Annotated in this window: 16 protein-coding genes and 1 pseudogene; 5 read left to right on the forward strand and 12 right to left on the reverse strand. The window is 65.6% G+C overall.

Going from position 1 to position 18111, the window contains the following annotated elements; translation table 11 throughout:
• Window positions 1–8: 8 nt before the first annotated feature.
• The 12 genes from ptsP to D3227_RS02070 form a co-directional block, all read right to left on the reverse strand.
• On the reverse strand, window positions 9–1595 hold the full coding sequence (gene ptsP, locus D3227_RS02015) for a phosphoenolpyruvate--protein phosphotransferase (protein WP_120011996.1): 1587 nt from the start codon (window positions 1593–1595) through the stop codon (window positions 9–11).
• Window positions 1579–1881 carry an HPr family phosphocarrier protein gene (locus D3227_RS02020; protein WP_120011997.1) on the reverse strand — a complete coding sequence of 101 codons (303 nt, stop codon included), beginning with the start codon at window positions 1879–1881 and terminating at the stop codon, window positions 1579–1581. The genes ptsP and D3227_RS02020 overlap by 17 nt, the downstream gene beginning before the upstream one ends.
• Before the next feature lie 21 nt (window positions 1882–1902).
• Window positions 1903–2292, reverse strand: a complete 390-nt coding sequence (gene dhaM, locus D3227_RS02025) for a dihydroxyacetone kinase phosphoryl donor subunit DhaM (protein ID WP_120011998.1) — start codon at window positions 2290–2292, stop codon at window positions 1903–1905.
• Window positions 2289–2891 carry a dihydroxyacetone kinase subunit DhaL gene (gene dhaL, locus D3227_RS02030; RefSeq protein ID WP_120012230.1) on the reverse strand — a complete coding sequence of 201 codons (603 nt, stop codon included), beginning with the start codon at window positions 2889–2891 and terminating at the stop codon, window positions 2289–2291. Before dhaL ends, dhaM begins: the two co-directional genes overlap by 4 nt.
• A gap of 81 nt (window positions 2892–2972) precedes the next feature.
• Complete coding sequence (locus D3227_RS02035) at window positions 2973–4616, reverse strand: dihydroxyacetone kinase subunit DhaK (RefSeq protein ID WP_120011999.1); 1644 nt, start codon at window positions 4614–4616, stop codon at window positions 2973–2975.
• A gap of 82 nt (window positions 4617–4698) precedes the next feature.
• The gene (locus tag D3227_RS02040) at window positions 4699–5712 is read right to left on the reverse strand and encodes an ABC transporter ATP-binding protein (protein ID WP_120012000.1); all 1014 of its coding nucleotides are present in this window, start codon (window positions 5710–5712) and stop codon (window positions 4699–4701) included.
• A complete protein-coding gene (locus tag D3227_RS02045) occupies window positions 5705–6817 on the reverse strand; it encodes an ABC transporter ATP-binding protein (RefSeq protein WP_120012001.1) in 1113 nt (370 codons plus the stop codon). Before D3227_RS02045 ends, D3227_RS02040 begins: the two co-directional genes overlap by 8 nt.
• A gap of 3 nt (window positions 6818–6820) precedes the next feature.
• Window positions 6821–7027: a hypothetical protein gene (locus tag D3227_RS02050; protein WP_120012002.1), complete on the reverse strand. Its 207-nt coding sequence runs from the start codon at window positions 7025–7027 to the stop codon at window positions 6821–6823.
• Entirely contained in the window at window positions 7024–7974 is a 951-nt protein-coding gene (locus D3227_RS02055) for a carbohydrate ABC transporter permease (RefSeq protein ID WP_120012003.1), read from the reverse strand. The genes D3227_RS02050 and D3227_RS02055 overlap by 4 nt, the downstream gene beginning before the upstream one ends.
• Entirely contained in the window at window positions 7971–8918 is a 948-nt protein-coding gene (locus D3227_RS02060) for a carbohydrate ABC transporter permease (RefSeq protein ID WP_120012232.1), read from the reverse strand. Before D3227_RS02060 ends, D3227_RS02055 begins: the two co-directional genes overlap by 4 nt.
• A 108-nt stretch (window positions 8919–9026) precedes the next feature.
• Complete coding sequence (locus D3227_RS02065) at window positions 9027–10358, reverse strand: ABC transporter substrate-binding protein (RefSeq protein ID WP_120012004.1); 1332 nt, start codon at window positions 10356–10358, stop codon at window positions 9027–9029.
• A gap of 254 nt (window positions 10359–10612) precedes the next feature.
• Window positions 10613–11302, reverse strand: coding sequence for a PIG-L deacetylase family protein (locus D3227_RS02070; RefSeq protein WP_120012005.1), 690 nt, complete (start codon window positions 11300–11302; stop codon window positions 10613–10615).
• A 26-nt stretch (window positions 11303–11328) separates the two neighbouring features.
• Here D3227_RS02070 and D3227_RS02075 point away from each other — a divergent pair.
• The 5 genes and pseudogenes from D3227_RS02075 (at window position 11329) to nhaA (ending at window position 18067) form a co-directional block, all read left to right on the forward strand.
• Window positions 11329–12217: pseudogene (locus D3227_RS02075) on the forward strand (DMT family transporter).
• A gap of 55 nt (window positions 12218–12272) precedes the next feature.
• Window positions 12273–14735 carry an ATP-dependent helicase HrpB gene (hrpB, locus tag D3227_RS02080; protein ID WP_120012006.1) on the forward strand — a complete coding sequence of 821 codons (2463 nt, stop codon included), beginning with the start codon at window positions 12273–12275 and terminating at the stop codon, window positions 14733–14735.
• A gap of 55 nt (window positions 14736–14790) precedes the next feature.
• Window positions 14791–16113, forward strand: a complete 1323-nt coding sequence (locus D3227_RS02085) for an ActS/PrrB/RegB family redox-sensitive histidine kinase (protein ID WP_167480575.1) — start codon at window positions 14791–14793, stop codon at window positions 16111–16113.
• Window positions 16114–16221: 108 nt separating this feature from the next.
• Window positions 16222–16785 (forward strand): ActR/PrrA/RegA family redox response regulator transcription factor, encoded by a 564-nt coding sequence (locus D3227_RS02090; protein WP_040584356.1) that lies wholly within the window; start codon window positions 16222–16224, stop codon window positions 16783–16785.
• An 85-nt stretch (window positions 16786–16870) separates the two neighbouring features.
• Window positions 16871–18067 (forward strand): Na+/H+ antiporter NhaA, encoded by a 1197-nt coding sequence (nhaA, locus tag D3227_RS02095; RefSeq protein ID WP_120012008.1) that lies wholly within the window; start codon window positions 16871–16873, stop codon window positions 18065–18067.
• Window positions 18068–18111 lie beyond the last annotated feature (44 nt).

Consider the following 18111-nt stretch of genomic DNA (forward strand, 5'->3'; position numbering starts at 1 on the left):
GCCGGCGCCTAGACGGTTACATCTGCGATGGCCGCCTTGGCCATGGCGAGTTGGGCAGGCGCCACCGAGAGGTCGCGCAGGCCGGCTTCGAGCAGCGCCGGGATCGATGCCGGGTCGCCGCCGGCATCGCCGCACAGGCTGACAGGTATTTTCCGCTCCCGTCCGAAGGCGACGACCGAGGCGATCAGCCGGAGCACGGCCGGATGTCGGACCGAATTCAGGTGCGCGACCGAAGCGTTGTCGCGGGCCGCAGCCATCACATATTGCGTCAGATCGTTCGAGCCGATCGAGAAGAAGGCGACATCGGCGAACGCCTCCGGCGCGATCGCCACCGACGGCACCTCGACCATGATGCCGAGCGGCGGCATTTTGTGCGCGACACCGCGCGCGGCAAGCCCGGTCTGCTCCTCCGTGAGCAGGGCTGCGGCGCGTGCATATTCGTCAGCGACGGCAATCATCGGAAACATCACTTTCAGATTGCCGTGGATGCCGGCGCGCAGCAATGCCCGGATTTGCACCCGCAAGATCTCGGGCCGCGCCAGCGACAGCCTGATGCCGCGCAGGCCGAGAAACGGGTTGCCTTCCTCGACCGTGAAACCCGGCACCGGCTTGTCGCCGCCGGCATCGACGGTGCGGATGGTGACCGGTTTTTCTCCGGCCCATTCCAGAACCTTGCGATAGGCACGGTACTGCGTCTCCTCGTCTGGCAATGTCTTGCCGAACAGGAACTCGGTGCGCATCAGCCCGACGCCGTCGCAGGTCGCGATATCGATGCCGTCTACGTCGGACGGATCGGCGATGTTGACCTGAACCCGCACAGCCGTGCCGACCTTCGTCACCGCGGGTCGTGCCAGATAGGTTTCCGCCTTGTCGCGGCGTGCCGCGAAGGACGATGACGACCGGCGGAACGCCTCGATCTCCGCCTTTGACGGCGCCAGCACGATGCCGCCATGCTCGGCGTCGAGCAGGGCAACGCCAACGGGATTAGCCGGCGAAGCGCCAAGCCCGACAACCATCGGCACGCCGCGCGAGCGTGCCAGCATGGCGACATGGCTGGCGGCACTGCCGGCCTTCAGCGCGATGCCGCCGCCGCTACTCCAGTCGGTTTCGAGAAACCGCGTCGGCGCGATGTCTTCGCCGTAGAAGATCGCGCCGGCAGGTGCCGCGCTCTCATCGTCCTCGCTCAAGGCGCGCAGCACCTGGTCCCTGATGTCGCGCAGGTCGGCGGCGCGCGCCCGGAAATAATCCTGGTCGGATGTTTCGTAGCCGGCGATCTCGGCATCCAGCGCCCGTCGCCATGCCGCATCGGCGGGCTGATCTGCATCAATCGCCGCAAAAGCCGGGCCGCTCAGCGCATCGTCCTCCAGCATGGCGATCTGGAATTCGAGGATGCCGGCGGCCTCGCTGTCGGCGGTCTCGATCAGGGCGCCAAGCCGCCCCGTCGCCATGCCGATTGCAGCCTCCAGCGCGGCCTTTTCATCGGCTGCGGTCGCCTTGACGGTGTAATGCAAGGCGGTGCGGTCGAGACGGAACAGCGGCCCCTCGGCATAGCCGGCCGAGGCCGAAATCCCCTGCAGCCTAAGCGGTCCGGGCATGATCCCCGCTCTCGTCGAAATCGCGCCGCACCAGCTCGGCCAGCGCGACGACCGCTTCGCCGGCGCCATCCCCTTTGGCCCGGATATGCAGCAACGTGCCCTTCGGCGCCTTGGCCGCCATCACCTTTACGATACTCTTGGCGTCGAACCACGGCCCGTTGGCGGCGAGCGCCACCTCCACTTCGGCCGCAAAGGTCTTGGCGAGCTTGGTGAACTTCACCGAAGGGCGCGCGTGCAGACCGACCTCGTGGGTGATCAGGACGGTGGCTTCGGCGGATGCGGACATGCTGTCAAAATTCCCGTTCGTTCACGCCGGCGACAATTCATGCGCCGTCGCCACCACTTCCTTGAGCGAGGCGCCGCCGGACGCCTCCGTCGCCGCCATCACGGCGCCTTCGACGATCGGTGCGTTGCAGACGACGATCTTCTGCGCGCGCGGCTCGCCGATCATCTCCACCGCCATCTCCGAGTTGGTCTCGGCGCCGCCGAGATCGACGAGAATGGCCACGCCTGCCTCCGACCAGGCCTTTTCGATGGCACCCATGATGGCTTCGACGCTGGTTCCCAGCCCGCCATGGCCGTTTCCACCGCACCATGCAAGCGGCACTTCGTCGCCGACCATCTGGCGCACCATGTCCGCTGTGCCTTCGGCGACCAGCGGCGAATGCGATACGATGACGATGCCGACATTGCTCATGCGTGCCTCTCGATTGTTTCGGCCACCGCCCGTACCAGCAGCGCGGTCGAGCGGGCGCCGGCGTCCATATGGCCGATCGAGCGGTCGCCGAGGAACGACGCGCGCCCGCGCAAGGCCTTCATAGGCACCGTGGCCTGCGCCGCCCTGTCGGCGACGGCGACGATCTCGGCGGCTGTCTTTTCCTCGGCCAGCGCCTCATGCACCGGCTGCAGCACGTCGAGCATGGTTTTTTGTCCGGTTTGCGACTTGCCGCGCGCGGCTACGGCTTCGATGGCCTTGCCGAAGGCCATCGTCAGCGTGGCACGGTCCGGCCCGGCCGAAATCTCCTTGCCCAGCGCCATGAACAGCGTGCCGAACAGCGGGCCGGAAGCGCCGCCGACGGTCATCACCAGCTTGGTGCCGATCGCCTTCAGCGCCTCCGGCAACGGTTTTGCCGCGAACGCATCGGCCTCGGCGCGTACCGCCTCGAAGCCGCGCTTCATGTTCAGTCCATGGTCGCCGTCGCCGATCGCCTGGTCGAGCGCGGTCAATTCGTCGGCATGCGCCGCGATCGTGTCCGCCGCAGCCTCGATTAGCCTGGAAAGATCTGCCGTGGCCATGTCAGCCATGCTTCCGGTTCCCGCTCTTTGCGCAGTGTGGGACGATTCCCTGTCTGACAGTCGAAGCATCGTCATCCACCTTCAGGCCGTCGCGTGCAACTCCGCCAAGGCGGTGAAGACCTCGGCAACGGCGTGGGCGCCAGGGTCGACCACGCCATGAAGCTGGTCGCCGATATAGGCGGACCGCCCGGCCTTGGCCTTGCGCATGGCAGCAGTGGCCTCGGCACCCCGCCGCGCCGCAGCTGCAGCGTCTTCCAGGTCGCCGGTGTCGAGCGCTTTCAGGGCGGGCTCCAGCGCATCGATCATGGTGCGGTCGCCCGGCTTGGCGCCGCCGTAGAAGGTCATCCGGTCGAGGCCCGCGAGCAGCGCCTTGCTCACGCCGACGCCGCTCTCCAGCGCCTGCGCTGCGGCGGTGAAGAAGATCGACAGCAGGACCCCGCTGGAGCCGCCCATGGATTTGCTCAGAATATCGCCGACCTCGCCAAGGGTCGCTGCAGGGTCGGCGAGCGGCAAGATGCCAAGCCGCTCGAGCACGCTGCGCGCGCCGGTCGCCACTGTCGAGCCGGTGTCGCCGTCGCCGGCCTTGGCATCCAGTGCGTTCAATGTCGCTTCGAGCGAGATCAGCCGTTCGCAGATGGTGACGACAAGCCGCTCGGTATGCGTGTCCTTGCTGGCTTTTCTTGCCGTGTGCCGGACAGAAGCACTTGCCACCGGCACGATCGCCGGCGCTCGGACGGCTCGCGCCGGCATCCAGGCGTGCGGCGCCACCGGTGCCCGCAGGGCAGCCTCGCGTTCCGCATCGAGCCGGATCAGCGACAACGAAAAACCATTCATGTTGAGCGCCGTCATCAGCGGCCCTGGCCCGATGGTAAGCGTCACCCGTGCCGCCAGCGGCGAGGCAAGCACGACGTTGGCGACAAGGGCCATCTCGAGCGGTGGCACGGAGCCGAGATTGTTGATCAGCAGCGCATAATCGGCTGCGGGATCGAGCCGCGCCGCGATGCGCTCGACCATGATCGCAACCAGTTTCTCGGCACTCTGGACGGCAATGCGTTCGACGCCCGGCTCGCCATGAATGCCGAGACCGAGCTCGCCATCGCCGGCTCCCAGCCGTTCCGCGTGCGGCTGACCGGGGATCGAGCAGGACGAGAGCGAGATGCCGAGTGAAACGATATCGGCGGCCGCCGCGCGCGCTGCTGCCGCGACCGCAGTCAGATCATGGCCGGTCTCCGACAGCTGCCCGGCGATCTTGTGCACGAACAAGGTGCCGGCGACACCGCGCGGCTGGGCGATGTCGGGCAGCGCGATGTCGTCGGCCACGATCACCATCTCGACGCCAAAGCCCTCGGCGCGCGCCTTCTCGGCAGCCAGGCCGAAATTGAGGCGATCGCCCGTATAGTTCTTGACGATGAGCAGGCAGCCGGCAGGGCCGGTAACGGCGCGAATGGCCGCCAGCACCGCTTCGACGCTCGGCGAAGCGAAGATCTCGCCCGAAACCGCGGCGGTCAGCATGCCCTTGCCGACAAAGCCGGCATGTGAGGGTTCATGGCCGGCGCCGCCGCCGGACACGACGCTCACCTTCGTCTTGTCCCAGTCGGCGCGCAGGACGACCTTTATCTCGGGATAACCGTCGAGACGCGCCAAGTCGCCGGCGCCGATCGTCCTCAGCAAACCGTCGAGCGCTTCGGTGACGATCGAGTCCCTGCGGTTGAAAAAGTGCTTCATCGAATTCGTCCCGTCCCGTGCCGCGTCAGTCAATCAGAAATCCGGCGTTGCAAGAGCCCGGATGGAGAACACTTCGAACCGCTCACATCAGCCTCTGCCCGTCCGCGCCGAAATAAAGCGGCGCGCGGTAGCGGATCGTCACCTTGTCGCCTTTCGCCAGCGGCGTGTCGGGGTCGGTCAGCGTCACCAGTTTTTTGGCCCCGACCGTCACGTGCAGATGGTTCTGGTCGCCCAGATGCTCGACCCAGTCGACGACGCCGTCGGCATGGCCATTCGCCGCCTTGTCGATCGAAAGATGCTCGGTGCGGGCGCCGATGGTCCTGGTTCCGGCCGGCGCGCCGCCATCGGGCAGCAGCCCGGCAGGCAACAGGTTGATCGCCGGCTGGCCGAGCCGTGCCGCGACATGGAGATTTGCCGGCTCCGAATAGATCGCGCGCGGCGTGCCTATCTGCACCAGCACGCCATCGGCCAGGATGCCGATGCGGTCGGCCATGGTCATCGCCTCGATCTGGTCGTGCGTGACATAGAGCATAGTGGCGCCCAGCTCGGCCTGGATGCGCTTCAGTTCGAGCCGGAGATCGCCGCGCAGCTTGGCGTCGAGCGACGACAGCGGCTCGTCCATCAGATAGATCGCCGGCCTGCGCACCAGCGCCCGGCCGATGGCGACGCGTTGCATCTCGCCGCCCGAGAGTTTCGTCGAGCGGTTGTTCAGCTTGTGGTGGATGCGCACCATCTTCGCCACGTCCTCGACGCGGCGGCGGATCTGGTCTTCCGGCATCTTTCGCGCCGGCGAGCGCAGCGGAAAGGCCAGGTTGTCGTAGACCGACAGATGCGGATAGAGCGAATATTGCTGGAAGACGAAGGCGGTGTCGCGCTCAGCCGGCGACAGCGCTGTCGCATTGTGGCCGCCAATATGGATCGTGCCGGCATCCGGCCGCTCCAGCCCGGCGATCAGCCGCAGTGTCGTCGTCTTGCCGGCGCCGGTCGGCCCGAGCAGCACGACGAATTCACCGTCGGCGATATGCAGGTCGAGACCGCTCACGGCGATCTGCTCGCCGAAGCTCTTGCTCACGTTTCTGATGTGCACGTCAGCCATGCTGCGCTCTCCCCTGGGAGGCCGAGTCATGAACCGCGGTTCTGACCGCGCGCCCTGACCCCTTGTCGAACAGCGACAACCGCGCGCTGTTCAGCGAAAGGCCGACATGGTCGCCCGCGGCGAGCCGGATTTCGGCCGGCACCCGTGCCTTGATGATGCCGTCCGCCGTCTCCACCGCGACGATCTGCGTGGTGCCGAGATATTCGGTCCCGTAGATCGCGCCGCGCAGTTTCGAGGCATCGTCGAAGCGGATGTGTTCGGGCCTGATGCCGAGCGCCATGTCAGACGGCGCGATATCCTCGCGCACCTCCGGCACCGCCACCTTGGCGCCTTGCACGACGATTTCCTTCGCGCCCTTTGCCAGTCCACCGCCAAACCTCAAAAAATTCATCGGCGGCGAGCCGATGAAATCGGCGACGAACATCGTCGCGGGCCGGTCGTAGATCTCGCGCGGCGTGCCGAACTGCTCGATGACGCCGTGGTTCATCACCGCGATCTTGTCGGCCATAGACATGGCTTCCATCTGGTCGTGCGTGACATAGACCGTGGTGGCGTGGATGCGGTTGTGCAGCTCGCGCAATTCATGGACCATCAAATCGCGAAATTCAGTGTCAAGGGTCCCCAGCGGCTCGTCCATCAGGAAGCATTTCGGCCGGCGCACGATGGCGCGGCCGAGCGCCACGCGCTGGCGGTCGCCGCCGGCAAGGCCGGAGACAGATTTGTTGAGCAGATGATCGATGCGCAGCAGCTTCGCCGTCTCTTCCACCCGTTCGCGGATTTCGACGGCAGGCATGCCCTGCGCCAGTAGCGGAAAGCCGATGTTCTTGCGCACATTCATATGCGGATAGAGCGCGAACAGCTGGAAGACGAAGGCGATGTCACGCTCGCGGGCGCGGCGCATGGTGACGTCCTCGCCGCCGAGCAGGATGTTGCCGCCTGTCGGCAATTCCAGCCCGGCGATCATGCGCAATGTCGTCGTCTTGCCGCAGCCCGACGGCCCGAGCATGACGAAGAACTCGCCATCTTCGACGACAAAGCTGGAATCCTGCACGGCGACGAAATCGCCGAAGGCTTTTCTCAAATTCTGGACGCGGATCTCGGCCATCGTCTACTCCGGGAACTTCGAGACGACGATGAACATCGCCGTGCCGAAAAGCATGGTGATGAAGGAATAGGTGTAGAGCGAGAGCGCAAAGGGCTGGAACAGCATCAGGAAGCCGATGGCGATGATCACTGTTGCGACGTTTTCCATAAACCCGCGCCTGGCCCAGGCCGGCCAGCGCGATTTGCGTTTCGTCGGTTGGGTCAGGCTCATTTGCGCACCGCGCCGAAAGTGATGCCGCGCAGCAATTGCTTGCGAAGCAGGATGGTGAAGACCAGGATCGGCACCAGGAAGATCGTCGTGCCGGCCGCCACCGCCGGCCAGTCCTGGCCGCCTTCGCCGATGATGGTCGGGATGAAGGGCGGCGCGGTCTGCGCCGTGCCGGACGTCAAGAGCGCTGCGAACGCATACTCGTTCCAGGCGAAGATCAGGCAGAAGATGGCGGTCGCGGCAATGCCGGTGGTCGCCTGCGGCAAAACCGTGCGCCAGAAGGCCTGTAGCCGCGTGTAACCGTCGATCATCGCCGCTTCCTCATATTCGCGCGGGATCTCGTCGATGAAGCCTTTGAGCAGCCATACCGCGAGCGACACGTTGACCGCCGTGTAGAGCAAGATCATGCCAAGTGCGGTGTCGGAGAGGCCGAGCTCGCGGTACATCAGATAGATCGGGATCGCGACCGCGATCGGCGGCATCATGCGCGTCGACAGGATGAAGAACAGCAAGTCGTCGGCCAAAGGCACCTTGAAGCGCGAGAAGCCATAGGCCGACAGCGTGCCGAGGAACACCGCGCAGAAGGTCGAGCCGAAGGCGATGATCAGCGAATTGACGAAGCGCGGCAGGAAGTTCGACGGGCCGGCGATCACCATGTTGCGCTTGCGCACCGTCTCGTCGCAGAAGCCGGTCGCCGGTCCCAGCGAGTTGATGTATTCCGGCGTCTGCCGCGTGCGGGTCGTGAACAAATTGCAATAGCCCTCGATGCTCGGCTGGAACACGACCTTAGGCGGATAGGCGATCGAGTCGGGCGGCGTCTTGAAGCTGGTGGCGAAGATCCACAGCAGCGGCACGATCGAGATCAGCGCATAGGCCACGATGATCGTGCCGGCGATGAGCTTCGCGTTTGCCGAAGGTGCGACGACGGAATGGGCTGTGGTCAGGCTCATCTCTGCTTCACCTTGTTCAGCGCCTTGACGTAGATGTTGGCCAGCCCGAACACCGCGACGAACAGGATGATGGCGAAGGCCGAGGAATAGCCGGTGCGCCAGCTCTCGAAGGCCTGCCGCTTCAGGGTGATCGAGGCGACCTCGGTGGTCGAACCCGGTCCGCCGCCGGTCAAGAGATTGACCATGTCGAACATCTTGAAATTCTCGATGCCGCGAAACAGCACCGCCAGCATGATGAAGGGCAGGGCCATCGGCAGCGTGATCGACCAGAACTGCCGCCAGTTGGAGGCGCGGTCGACCTCGGCCGCCTCATAGATGTATTCGGGGATCGAGCGCAGCCCGGCGAGGCAGATCAGCATCACGTAGGGCGTCCACATCCAGGTGTCGACGATGATGATCGACCACGGCGCCAGCGAGACGTTGGAGAGCATCTGGATGTCCGTTGGCGGAATGCCCGACACGAACGAGATGGCGTAGGCGAACAGCCCGATCTGCGGCTCGTAGAGGAAGCGCCAGAAATTGCCGACCACCGCCGGCGACAGCATCATCGGCACCAGGATAATCGTCGTCCAAAAGGCGTGGCCGCGGAATTTGCGGTCGATCAGCCAGGCCAGCGTGAAGCCGATCAGCGTCTGCAAAAGAATGGTCCAGAACACGAAATGCGCCGTCGTCTGCATGGCGATCCAGATGTCCTGGTCGCCGAGGATACGCCTGTAGTTGGCAAGACCGAGGTTCTTCACCACCTCGTTGGGGCGGTTGGCCCGGTAGTTGGTGAAGGACAGGTAGATCGCCCAGAACAGCGGAAAGATGTTGATGGCGAGCAGCAAAAGGATCGTCGGCGAGATGAACAGCCAGGCGAGGCCCTTGTCGCTGATGCCCCGGACCTTGCGGGCCAACGGCTCAGGCGTGGCTCGGGCAACGCTGTCCGCAGTCCGATTGAGCATGGTCAGTCCTGCTTCGGTCACTTTACGTCTCGACAATGGAATTTATCTGAACTGCGTCCCGTGCCAAGGGCGGCACGGGACGCTCGGGTCTAGCTCGGGAGGAGCCGTTCACATTTTGCCGTCGTCCTGGAAGACCTGCGTCCAGTCCTTGACCAGGCCGTCAAGCGCGTCCTTGGCCGAACCCTGACCGGCGACGACATAGTCGTGGAAGCGCTTCTGCGAGGCCTGCAGCAGCGGCGCGTAGCTCGGCTCGGCCCAGAAGTCCTTCACGATGGCCATCGAGTCGAGGAAGGTCTGCGCATAGGGCTGGCTGGCCGGGAAGTTCGGGTCTTTCACGACCGCGTTGAGGCAGGAAAAGCCGCCAAGCGACCACCACTTGGCCTGCACGTCCTTGTTGGCGAACCACTTGATGTATTTCAACGCCGATTCCTGCTTGTCGGAATAGGAGACAACAGAAATGCCCTGGCCGCCGAGCTGGGCGAACTGCTCGCCGTCGGGGCCTTTGGGATTGGCGAAGTAGCCGATCTTGTCGCCACCCACATTCTCGTCCTTCTGCAGGCCCGGCCAGGTGAAGGCGAAGTTCATGTGCATCGCAACCTGCCCGGATTTGAAGGCATCGACGCCTTCGCCCATGTAGCTGTTCGAGGCGCCGGGCGGCGTGCAGCAGTCATAGAGCGCCTTGTAGAACTCCAGCCCCTTCACCGATTTCTCGGAATTGACGAAGCCGTCCATCTCATAGGGCTTGTCGGGGTTCTCGTATTTGAAGCCGAAGCTGTAGAGCACGTCCATGGCGCCCATGGTGATGCCTTCCGAGCCGCGCTCGGTATAGATCGAGGCACCGTAGACCGTCTTGCCGTCGATCTCACGCTTCTGGAAGAACTCGGCGATCTGCTTCAGCTGGTCGAAGGTCGTCGGAGCGGCGAGATCCCAGCCATACTTCTCCTTGAATTCCTTCTGCAGTTCCGGCTTGGAGAACCAGTCCTTGCGGTAGGTCCAGCCGACGACGTCGCCCATGGCCGGCAGCGCCCAGTAGTTCGGCGAATTCTTCGGCCATTCCGAATAGCCGACCACGGTCGCCGGCACGAAGTCGTCCATGCTGATCTTCTCCTTGTCGAAGAAGTCGTTCAGCTTGACGTAGTGGCCGTTCTCGGCCGCGCCACCGATCCACTGGCTGTCGCCGATGATCAGGTCGCACAGCTTGCCCTTCGAATTGAGCTCGTTGAGGAAGCGGTCGGCGTAGTTGGTCCACGGCACGAACTCGAACTTCATGCCGATGCCGGTTTCCTTGGTGAAGTCCTTGGACAGTTCCACAAGTGCGTTGGCCGGGTCCCAGGCTGCCCAGCAAAGCGTCAGGTCTTCCGCATGCGCGACATTCGAGACGGCTGTCGACGCAAGCATCGCCGAGGCCAGACCCAACTTCAGTTTCAAGGTCGATTTCATGCCTTCCTCCCATTTGCGAAACGCGTCCGGATGACGGTTTCAAGAGCCCGCTAACCCCTCTCCTCAGGGGCCCAAACATGGCGGCGCGGTGGCGCGGCGAATGTTTAGTAATTTGTTTAGTGATGCAATTTTTACTAAACAAGGCAAGCGAATTCGTTGCTGCATTGCAGCATGGTTTGCGAAGGCCTTGAGCTGGCTAAGAAAATTCCAGGAGCATCGTGGCTGTCAGAGCGCCCGGCATACCGGCAGCCGGCTCACGTGACGATCTTCGTACTGACCGTCACCGGCCGGATCGGCGGCGCCGGCGGCAGCAGAGCGCGGATGTCGGCGAAGGGGAACACCGGCTCGAAGCGGAACGCTTCGGCGAGCATGCCTTTCGCGCCGTTGCACTGGCCGGCGCGAAATTCGTTCTGCGTGCGCGCCGCGTCGACGAAGCGCTCTGGGTCCTGCGAGCGATGCGCCCGGATCGCCCGCGCCTTGATGTCGGCGTGACCGGAAATGTCGACATAAAGCGTCGGCGAAAAGCCGGTGCCGCCAAGCGTGTCGGCATGCAGCACCGGCACAGCGAAAGACGCGGCGATTCGCACTCCATCCGATAGCGCGCGGTGGTCTCCATGATAGTCGTTCGGCGCATGGGTGATGGCGAGATCAGGCTTCACCTCGCCGATCAGCGCCTTCAGCGCCGTGATCAGGGCGGCGTCGGCGACGAGCGCACCGTCGGGAAAGTCGAGGAAGCGCGGCACGACGCCGAGCAACCCAGCCGCTTCTGCCGCCTCCTCGCGACGCGCGCGGGCAAGCGCTGCCGGATCGCCTCTGCCGCCCTTGGCGCCGTCCGTGGCTATGGCGAAAGTCAGTTCCGCGCCTTGCGTGGCATAGGCGGCCATCGTACCGAACATGAATATCTCGATGTCGTCCGGATGCGCGCCGAGCGCCAGTACTCTCACTCTACTCTCCCCGGAAATGGAACAACGTGCCGAACGCAATCCTGCTCGCCCTGATCGCCTATGCAAGCTATTCGTGCAACGACGCCGTTGTCAAAAGCCTGGGCGGGCAGTTCACCGTCTTCGAGATCGGCTTCTTCTCGACTGTTTTCCGGCTGTTTCCTGCTCTTCACCCAGCCGAACGGCGAACGCTGGCGCGACTTCTGGCGCACCAGGCGGCCCTGGGCGGTGCAGGCCCGCGCCTGGGCCGGCATCGCATCGGGCGTGCTCAGCGTCTATGCCTTCACCACCATCCCGCTGGCCGAAGCCTACGCGCTGATCTTCCTGGCGCCGCTCTGCGTCACCATTCTTTCCACCGTCATCCTCAAAGAGAAGGTCGGCCCTTGGCGCTGGCTGGCCGTGGTCGCCGGTTTTGCCGGCGTCATGCTGGTCGTGCGGCCGGGCTTTCGCGAGTTGCATCTCGGCCATCTTGCTGCTTTCGGCGTTGCCTTCCTCGCCGCCACCAGCGTCATCCTGATGCGCTCGCTGGCGCAGCAGGAAAAGCGCACGACCATGCTCGGCGTGCTGATCGGCTACGGCCTGGCCTTCAACGGCATGGGTGCTGCCGCTACATCCTTCACGCTGCCCGACGCCAGGCAGCTTGCATGGTTTGTCATATCGGGCGCCTTCACCTCCTGCGGACAGTTGCTGCAACTGCTTGCAGTCAAATACGCCCCTGCCAACCGCATCGCGCCGACGCATTATTCGCAGATCGTCTGGGCGGTGATCCTCGGCGCGCTGTTCTTCCAGGAGTATCCCGATGCCCTGTCGCTGGTCGGCCTCGCCGTAGTCGGCGGCTCAGGCCTGCTGACCATGGTGCGCGAGGAGGCGAGGCTGGGCACGGTGCGCTGGAACCCGTTTTCGCGGACCCGCCTTTGAGCCGGCCGGGATGGCCCGGTTGCGCGCTGACCGCAGCCGCTGATATGCGGGCGCGATGAAAATGAAACCCTTGCCGGAGCTCCCAGTCTCCGCCGTTCTGCCGGCGCTTGGCGAAGCGCTGGCAAAGCGCAACAGCGCCGTGCTGGTGGCGCCGCCCGGCGCCGGCAAGACGACGCTGGTGCCGCTGGCGCTGCTCGACGCGCCATGGCTGGGTGCAGGCAAGATCGTCCTGCTCGAGCCGCGCCGGCTCGCCGCCCGCGCTGCCGCCCGCCGCATGGCCGAGCTGATCGGCGAGGAGCCCGGCGGCACGGTCGGCTACGCCATGCGCATGGAGAACCGCACCTCGGCCCGGACAAAGATCCTCGTCGTCACCGAAGGCGTGTTGTCGCGGATGATCCTCGACGATCCCGAACTGCCGGGTGTTTCGGCGGTGCTCTTCGACGAGTTCCACGAGCGCTCGCTCGACGGCGATTTCGGTCTGGCGTTGGCGCTCGACGTGCAGGGTGCGCTCCGGCCGGACCTGCGTCTGCTGGTGATGTCGGCAACGCTCGACGGGGCGCGCGTCGCCGGATTGCTGTCCGGCGCCCCGGTGATCGAAAGCCAAGGCCGCGCCTTTCCCGTCGACATCCGTTACGACGAGCGGCCGGCCGGTGTTCCGATCGAGGACGCGATGGCCAGGGCGATCCGCGCCGCACTCGCCGAGGAGAGCGGCAGCGTGCTCGCCTTCCTGCCCGGCCAGCGCGAGATCGAGCGAACGGCCGAGCGCCTTCAGGACCGCATCGGCGCCGACACCGATATCGTGCCGCTCTACGGCATGCTCGACAACAGGGCGCAGGATGCCGCCATCAAGCCGGCGCCCTCGGGTCGCCGCAAGGTGGTGCTGGCGACCTCGATCGCCGAAACCTCGATCACCATCGACGGCGTGCGTGTCGTCATCGATTCCGGTCTCTCGCGCCTGCCGCGCTACGAGCCGGCCAGCGGCCTGACGCGGCTGGAGACGGTGCGGGTCAGTCGCGCCTCCGCCGACCAGCGCGCCGGCCGCGCCGGCCGCACGCAAGCTGGCGTCGCCGTCCGGCTGTGGCGGGCCGAGCAGACGGCGGCCCTTCCGGCCTTCACGCCACCGGAAATCCTCGAGGCGGATCTCTCCGGCCTGCTGCTCGATTGCGCCGCCTTCGGCGTTGCAGATCCGACAAGTCTTTCCTTCCTCGATCCGCCGCCGCCGCCGGCGCTCAACGAGGCGAGGGCGCTGCTGCGCGCGTTGCACGCCATCGACGGAGAGGGGCGACTGACCGATGCGGGCGGCGCTATGCGCAAGCTGGCGCTGCCGGTGCGGCTCGCCCACATGGTCGCCGAAGCCGCAAGGAGCGGCCACGCCTTCGAGGCGGCGACGCTCGCCGTGCTGCTCACCGAGCGCGGCCTTGGCGGCGACGGCGCCGACCTCGAGCGGCGGCTGATGCGGTTTCGCACGGAGAAGTCGCCGCGCGCCGTCGCGGCGCGGCAGCTTGCCGAGCGGCTGGCGAAACAGGCCGGCGGTGCGACGAACAACGAGCCGGCGCCTGCCGGCGCCTTGCTCATCCACGCCTGGCCGGATCGCGTCGCCAAAGCGCGCGGCGAGCGCGGCCGTTTCGTGCTCGCCAACGGTTCGGGCGCCATGCTTGATGCCGCCGATGCGCTGGCGGGCGAGACATGGCTGGTCGTCGCCGACCTGCAGGGCAAGGCGCAGAACGCCCGTATCAGCGCGGCGGCTCCCGTCGACGAGGCCGATATCCGTGCGGCACTCGCCGACAGGATCGAGACCCGCCGCGAGACGAGCTTCGACCTCGACCGGCGCGCCGTGCGCGTGCGCGAAACCGCCAGGCTCGGCGCCATCACGCTTGCCGAACGCATGCTGCCGGCGCCATCGGGCGCCGACGCGGATCAGGCGATCCTCGAGGCTCTGCGCGAACACGGCCTCTCGCTGCTGGACTGGGGCAAGGAGGCGGAAACGCTGCGCCAGCGGCTCGGCTGGCTGCATCGTGGCCTCGGCGCGCCATGGCCCGATGTTTCCGACGCCGCGCTGCTTGAGCGCCTCGACGACTGGCTGCTGCCGTTCCTCACCGGCGCGTCGTCCTTGGCGGCGATCAGTTCCGGCACGCTTTCATCAGGCCTGATGGCGCTGGTGCCGCATGAATTGCAGCGCCGCATCGACGCGCTGGCGCCGACCCATTTCGACGCCCCCTCAGGCAGCCACGTGCCGATCCGCTATGACGGCGAATGGCCGGTGCTGGCGATCCGTGTGCAGGAACTGTTCGGCCTCGACCGGCATCCGGCGATCGCCAACGGCAGCGTGCCGCTGACGCTCGAACTGTTGTCGCCGGCGCACCGGCCGATCCAGACGACGCGCGACCTGCCTGGCTTCTGGCGCGGCTCCTGGGCCGATGTGCGCACCGACATGCGCGGCCGCTACCCCCGGCATGTCTGGCCGGAAAACCCGCTCGCCGCTGCAGCCACCAGCCGGGCAAAACCGCGCGGGACATGATGCATCCGGATAGAAACATCTACCGCTTGTCCTTTCCCGGCTATAATCCTTGGCCATGATCAAGATCCTCAACGCGCCCGACTTTCAACAAAGCCAGCGGCTGCGCCTCAACACGCTGATCCGGCTGCGCTGGCTGGCCATCGTCGGCCAGAGCTTGACGGTGCTTCTCGTCGCCTATGGGCTGAAATTCCCGCTACCGGTCAGCATGTGCTTCGCGCTGATCGCCTGCTCGGCCTGGATGAACCTCTGGCTGACCTTCCGCTACCCGGCGGCGCACCGGTTGACCCCGCTGTCGGCCTTGGTCATCCTGACCTTCGACAGCCTGCAGCTTGCCGGCCTGCTCTATTTGACCGGCGGTCTCACCAACCCGTTTTCAGTGCTGATGACAGTGCCCGTCGTCATCTCGGCGGCGTCGCTGCCGCTGCGCCTCACCGCGGTGCTCGGCGCGCTGGTCATGGCGGCGGCGACCCTGCTGGTCTTCTTCCACCAGCCGCTACCCTGGCATGAAGACGCGCCTTTAGCGATGCCGTTCGTCTATGTCGCCGGCATCTGGATGGCGGTGTTTTCCTCGATTGCCTTCACCGCCATCTACGCCTTCCGCGTCGCCGAGGAAGCGCGCCTGCTCGCCAACGCGCTCGCCGCCACCGAGCTGGTGCTGCAGCGCGAGCAGCATCTTTCCGCCCTGGATGGCCTTGCCGCCGCCGCCGCGCATGAATTGGGCACGCCGCTCGCTACCATCGCGCTTGTCGCCAAGGAGATGGAGAAGGTGCTTGGCGACGACCCGAAATATCGCGAGGACGTAACGCTGCTGCGCTCGCAGAGCGAACGCTGCCGCGAGATCCTGAAACGGCTGACCAGCCTGTCTTCCGAGGGCGAGGCGCATCTATCGCGCCTGCCGCTGACCTCGCTGGTCGAGGAGGTGACGGCGCCGCACCGCGATTTCGGCATCTCGATCAAGCTCCGGCCGGGCGAGCGCATCGGTGCCGAACCGGTCGGACGGCGCAACCCGGGCGTCATTTACGGCCTCGGCAATCTGGTCGAGAACGCCGTCGACTTCGCCCGCAAGACCGTCACCGTACGCTGGAGCTGGGATGACGATCACGTCAGCTTCTCGATCATCGACGACGGGCCGGGCTTTCCGCCCGAGATCATCGACCGCATCGGCGAGCCTTATATGTCGACGCGCCAAGGCACCGAGGCCGGCGGCGGCCTGGGTCTTGGCCTGTTCATCGCCAAGACCTTGCTCGAACGCTCCGGCGCCACGCTCGATTTCCGCAATTCGAGCGGGCTGGGCGAGGGCGCCGTGGTGCAGATTTCGTGGCCGCGCAGCGTCTTCCTCAATCCGGAATCGTCATCGAGCATGTTCGACACCGCCTGAAACCTGCATCGTGGCCCTGTCGAGCCCGGTTGCAGGCGCTAAAAATTGGACAATAGTGTTGCGGAACTGTATCTGCGTAAAACTAAGGCAGCAGGATTTCTGGAAGCGATGAGCGGAGACGAAACGACTGGCGCAATGGTTGAAGGCGAGGACACCTCGCTGTTGATCGTCGATGACGACAAGCCGTTCCTGACGCGGCTTGCCCGCGCCATGGAAACCAGGGGCTTCGTGGTCGAGACGGCCGACAGCGTCGAAGAGGCGGTGACGAAAGCACGCGCCCATCCGCCGGCCTATGCGGTGGTCGACATGCGGCTCGGTGACGGCAACGGCCTCGACGTCGTCGCCGCCATCCGCGAGAAGCGCGACGACGCCCGCGCCGTCATCCTCACCGGCTACGGCAACATCGCCACCGCGGTGACCGCGGTAAAACTCGGCGCCATCGACTATCTGTCGAAGCCGGCCGACGCCGACGACATCTTTGCCGCGCTGACCCGCACCTCGGGCGAACGCGCCGCACCGCCGGAAAATCCAATGTCGGCCGACCGCGTGCGCTGGGAGCACATCCAGCGTGTCTACGAAATGTGCGACCGCAACGTCTCCGAGACCGCGCGCCGGCTCAACATGCATCGCCGCACGCTGCAGCGGATTCTCGCCAAGCGCGCGCCGCGCTGACCACAGGCTGACTGGCGGGCTGCTTGCCTCGCAACCAAGGCTTGCGCATCATCTGCCAAGGTGATTCCGAAGTGACGGAGGCGACATGCGGGACGACACGGCGCGGCCGGTTTCCATCTTTCGCGAATTCCTCGATGGCGAGGCAGCCGGGGGCATCATTCTGATGGGCGCGGCGGCACTTGCCCTCATCGTCGCCAACTCGCCGCTGTCCGAAACCTATTTTGCCGGCCTCCACGCCTATCTCGGGCCGCTCAGCGTCTCGCACTGGATCAATGACGGGCTGATGGCGGTGTTCTTCCTGCTGGTCGGGCTGGAGATCAAGCGCGAAATGCTGGACGGCCAGCTCTCGACCTGGCCGCGTCGCGTGCTGCCGGGCGTTGCGGCGGCCGGCGGCATGGTGGTTCCGGCGCTGGTCTATGTCGCCATCAACCGCGACAACACCGCTGCCCTGTCCGGCTGGGCGATCCCGACCGCCACCGACATCGCCTTTGCGCTCGGCGTGCTGTCGCTGCTCGGCAATCGCGTGCCGGCCTCGCTGAAAATCTTCCTCACCGCCTTGGCCATCATCGACGATCTCGGCGCCGTGATCATCATCGCGCTGTTCTATACAAGTGGCCTGTCGCTCGCCTATCTGGGTGCTGCCTTCGCGGTCATCGCCGTGCTCGTCGTGCTCAACCGCATGCGGGTGCTAACACTCGTGCCCTACCTCGTGCTCGGCATCGTCTTGTGGGTGCTGGTGCTGAAGTCGGGCGTCCACGCGACGCTCGCCGGCGTAGCACTTGCGCTGACCATTCCGCTCGAACGCTCTCCCGGCATCAGCCACGATATTGAACATTCGCCGCTGCATCGGCTTGAACACGGTCTGCACAGGATCGTGCCTTTCGTCGTCATCCCGATCTTCGGCTTCGCCAATGCCGGCGTCTCGCTCGCCGGCGTCAGCCTGGCCGCGCTGGTCGAGCCGCTGACGCTGGGCGTGGCTGCCGGCCTCGTCGCCGGCAAACTGGTCGGCGTCTTCGGCTCCTCGGCTTTAGCCATTCGGCTGGGTTTCGCCGATTTGCCGGCGAATGCCGGCTGGCTGCACCTGGTCGGCATCTCGCTTCTCTGCGGCATCGGCTTCACCATGAGCCTGTTCATCGGCCTGCTCGCCTTCGCCAGCGATGTGGCGCTGCAGGATGCGGTCAAGGTCGGCATCCTCGCCGGCTCCCTCATCGCCGCGCTTGTCGGCGCCGCCGTGCTGCTGGTGGCGCCGGCTGCGGGAGACGCTGACGAGGAGATGGAGTAGGGTTCTGTGGGTATGCCGTTTGCGGTTTCGGTGAAAGCTGACAG

The sequence above is a fragment of the Mesorhizobium waimense genome (genome assembly GCF_003601975.1).
GTDB classification, from domain to species: domain Bacteria; phylum Pseudomonadota; class Alphaproteobacteria; order Rhizobiales; family Rhizobiaceae; genus Mesorhizobium; species Mesorhizobium waimense.

Coding starts and splice junctions, on each gene's coding strand:
- D3227_RS02050 (WP_120012002.1), bottom strand. CDS start 7,027: ATGAGCCTGACCCAACCGACGAAACGCAAATCGCGCTGGCCGGCCTGG.
- ptsP (WP_120011996.1), bottom strand. CDS start 1,595: ATGCCCGGACCGCTTAGGCTGCAGGGGATTTCGGCCTCGGCCGGCTAT.
- dhaL (WP_120012230.1), bottom strand. CDS start 2,891: ATGGCCACGGCAGATCTTTCCAGGCTAATCGAGGCTGCGGCGGACACG.
- D3227_RS02065 (WP_120012004.1), bottom strand. CDS start 10,358: ATGAAATCGACCTTGAAACTGAAGTTGGGTCTGGCCTCGGCGATGCTT.
- D3227_RS02060 (WP_120012232.1), bottom strand. CDS start 8,918: ATGCTCAATCGGACTGCGGACAGCGTTGCCCGAGCCACGCCTGAGCCG.
- hrpB (WP_120012006.1), top strand. CDS start 12,273: ATGAAAATGAAACCCTTGCCGGAGCTCCCAGTCTCCGCCGTTCTGCCG.
- D3227_RS02020 (WP_120011997.1), bottom strand. CDS start 1,881: ATGTCCGCATCCGCCGAAGCCACCGTCCTGATCACCCACGAGGTCGGT.
- D3227_RS02090 (WP_040584356.1), top strand. CDS start 16,222: ATGAGCGGAGACGAAACGACTGGCGCAATGGTTGAAGGCGAGGACACC.
- D3227_RS02040 (WP_120012000.1), bottom strand. CDS start 5,712: ATGGCTGACGTGCACATCAGAAACGTGAGCAAGAGCTTCGGCGAGCAG.
- D3227_RS02085 (WP_167480575.1), top strand. CDS start 14,791: ATGATCAAGATCCTCAACGCGCCCGACTTTCAACAAAGCCAGCGGCTG.
- D3227_RS02055 (WP_120012003.1), bottom strand. CDS start 7,974: ATGAGCCTGACCACAGCCCATTCCGTCGTCGCACCTTCGGCAAACGCG.
- D3227_RS02045 (WP_120012001.1), bottom strand. CDS start 6,817: ATGGCCGAGATCCGCGTCCAGAATTTGAGAAAAGCCTTCGGCGATTTC.
- dhaM (WP_120011998.1), bottom strand. CDS start 2,292: ATGAGCAATGTCGGCATCGTCATCGTATCGCATTCGCCGCTGGTCGCC.
- nhaA (WP_120012008.1), top strand. CDS start 16,871: ATGCGGGACGACACGGCGCGGCCGGTTTCCATCTTTCGCGAATTCCTC.
- D3227_RS02035 (WP_120011999.1), bottom strand. CDS start 4,616: ATGAAGCACTTTTTCAACCGCAGGGACTCGATCGTCACCGAAGCGCTC.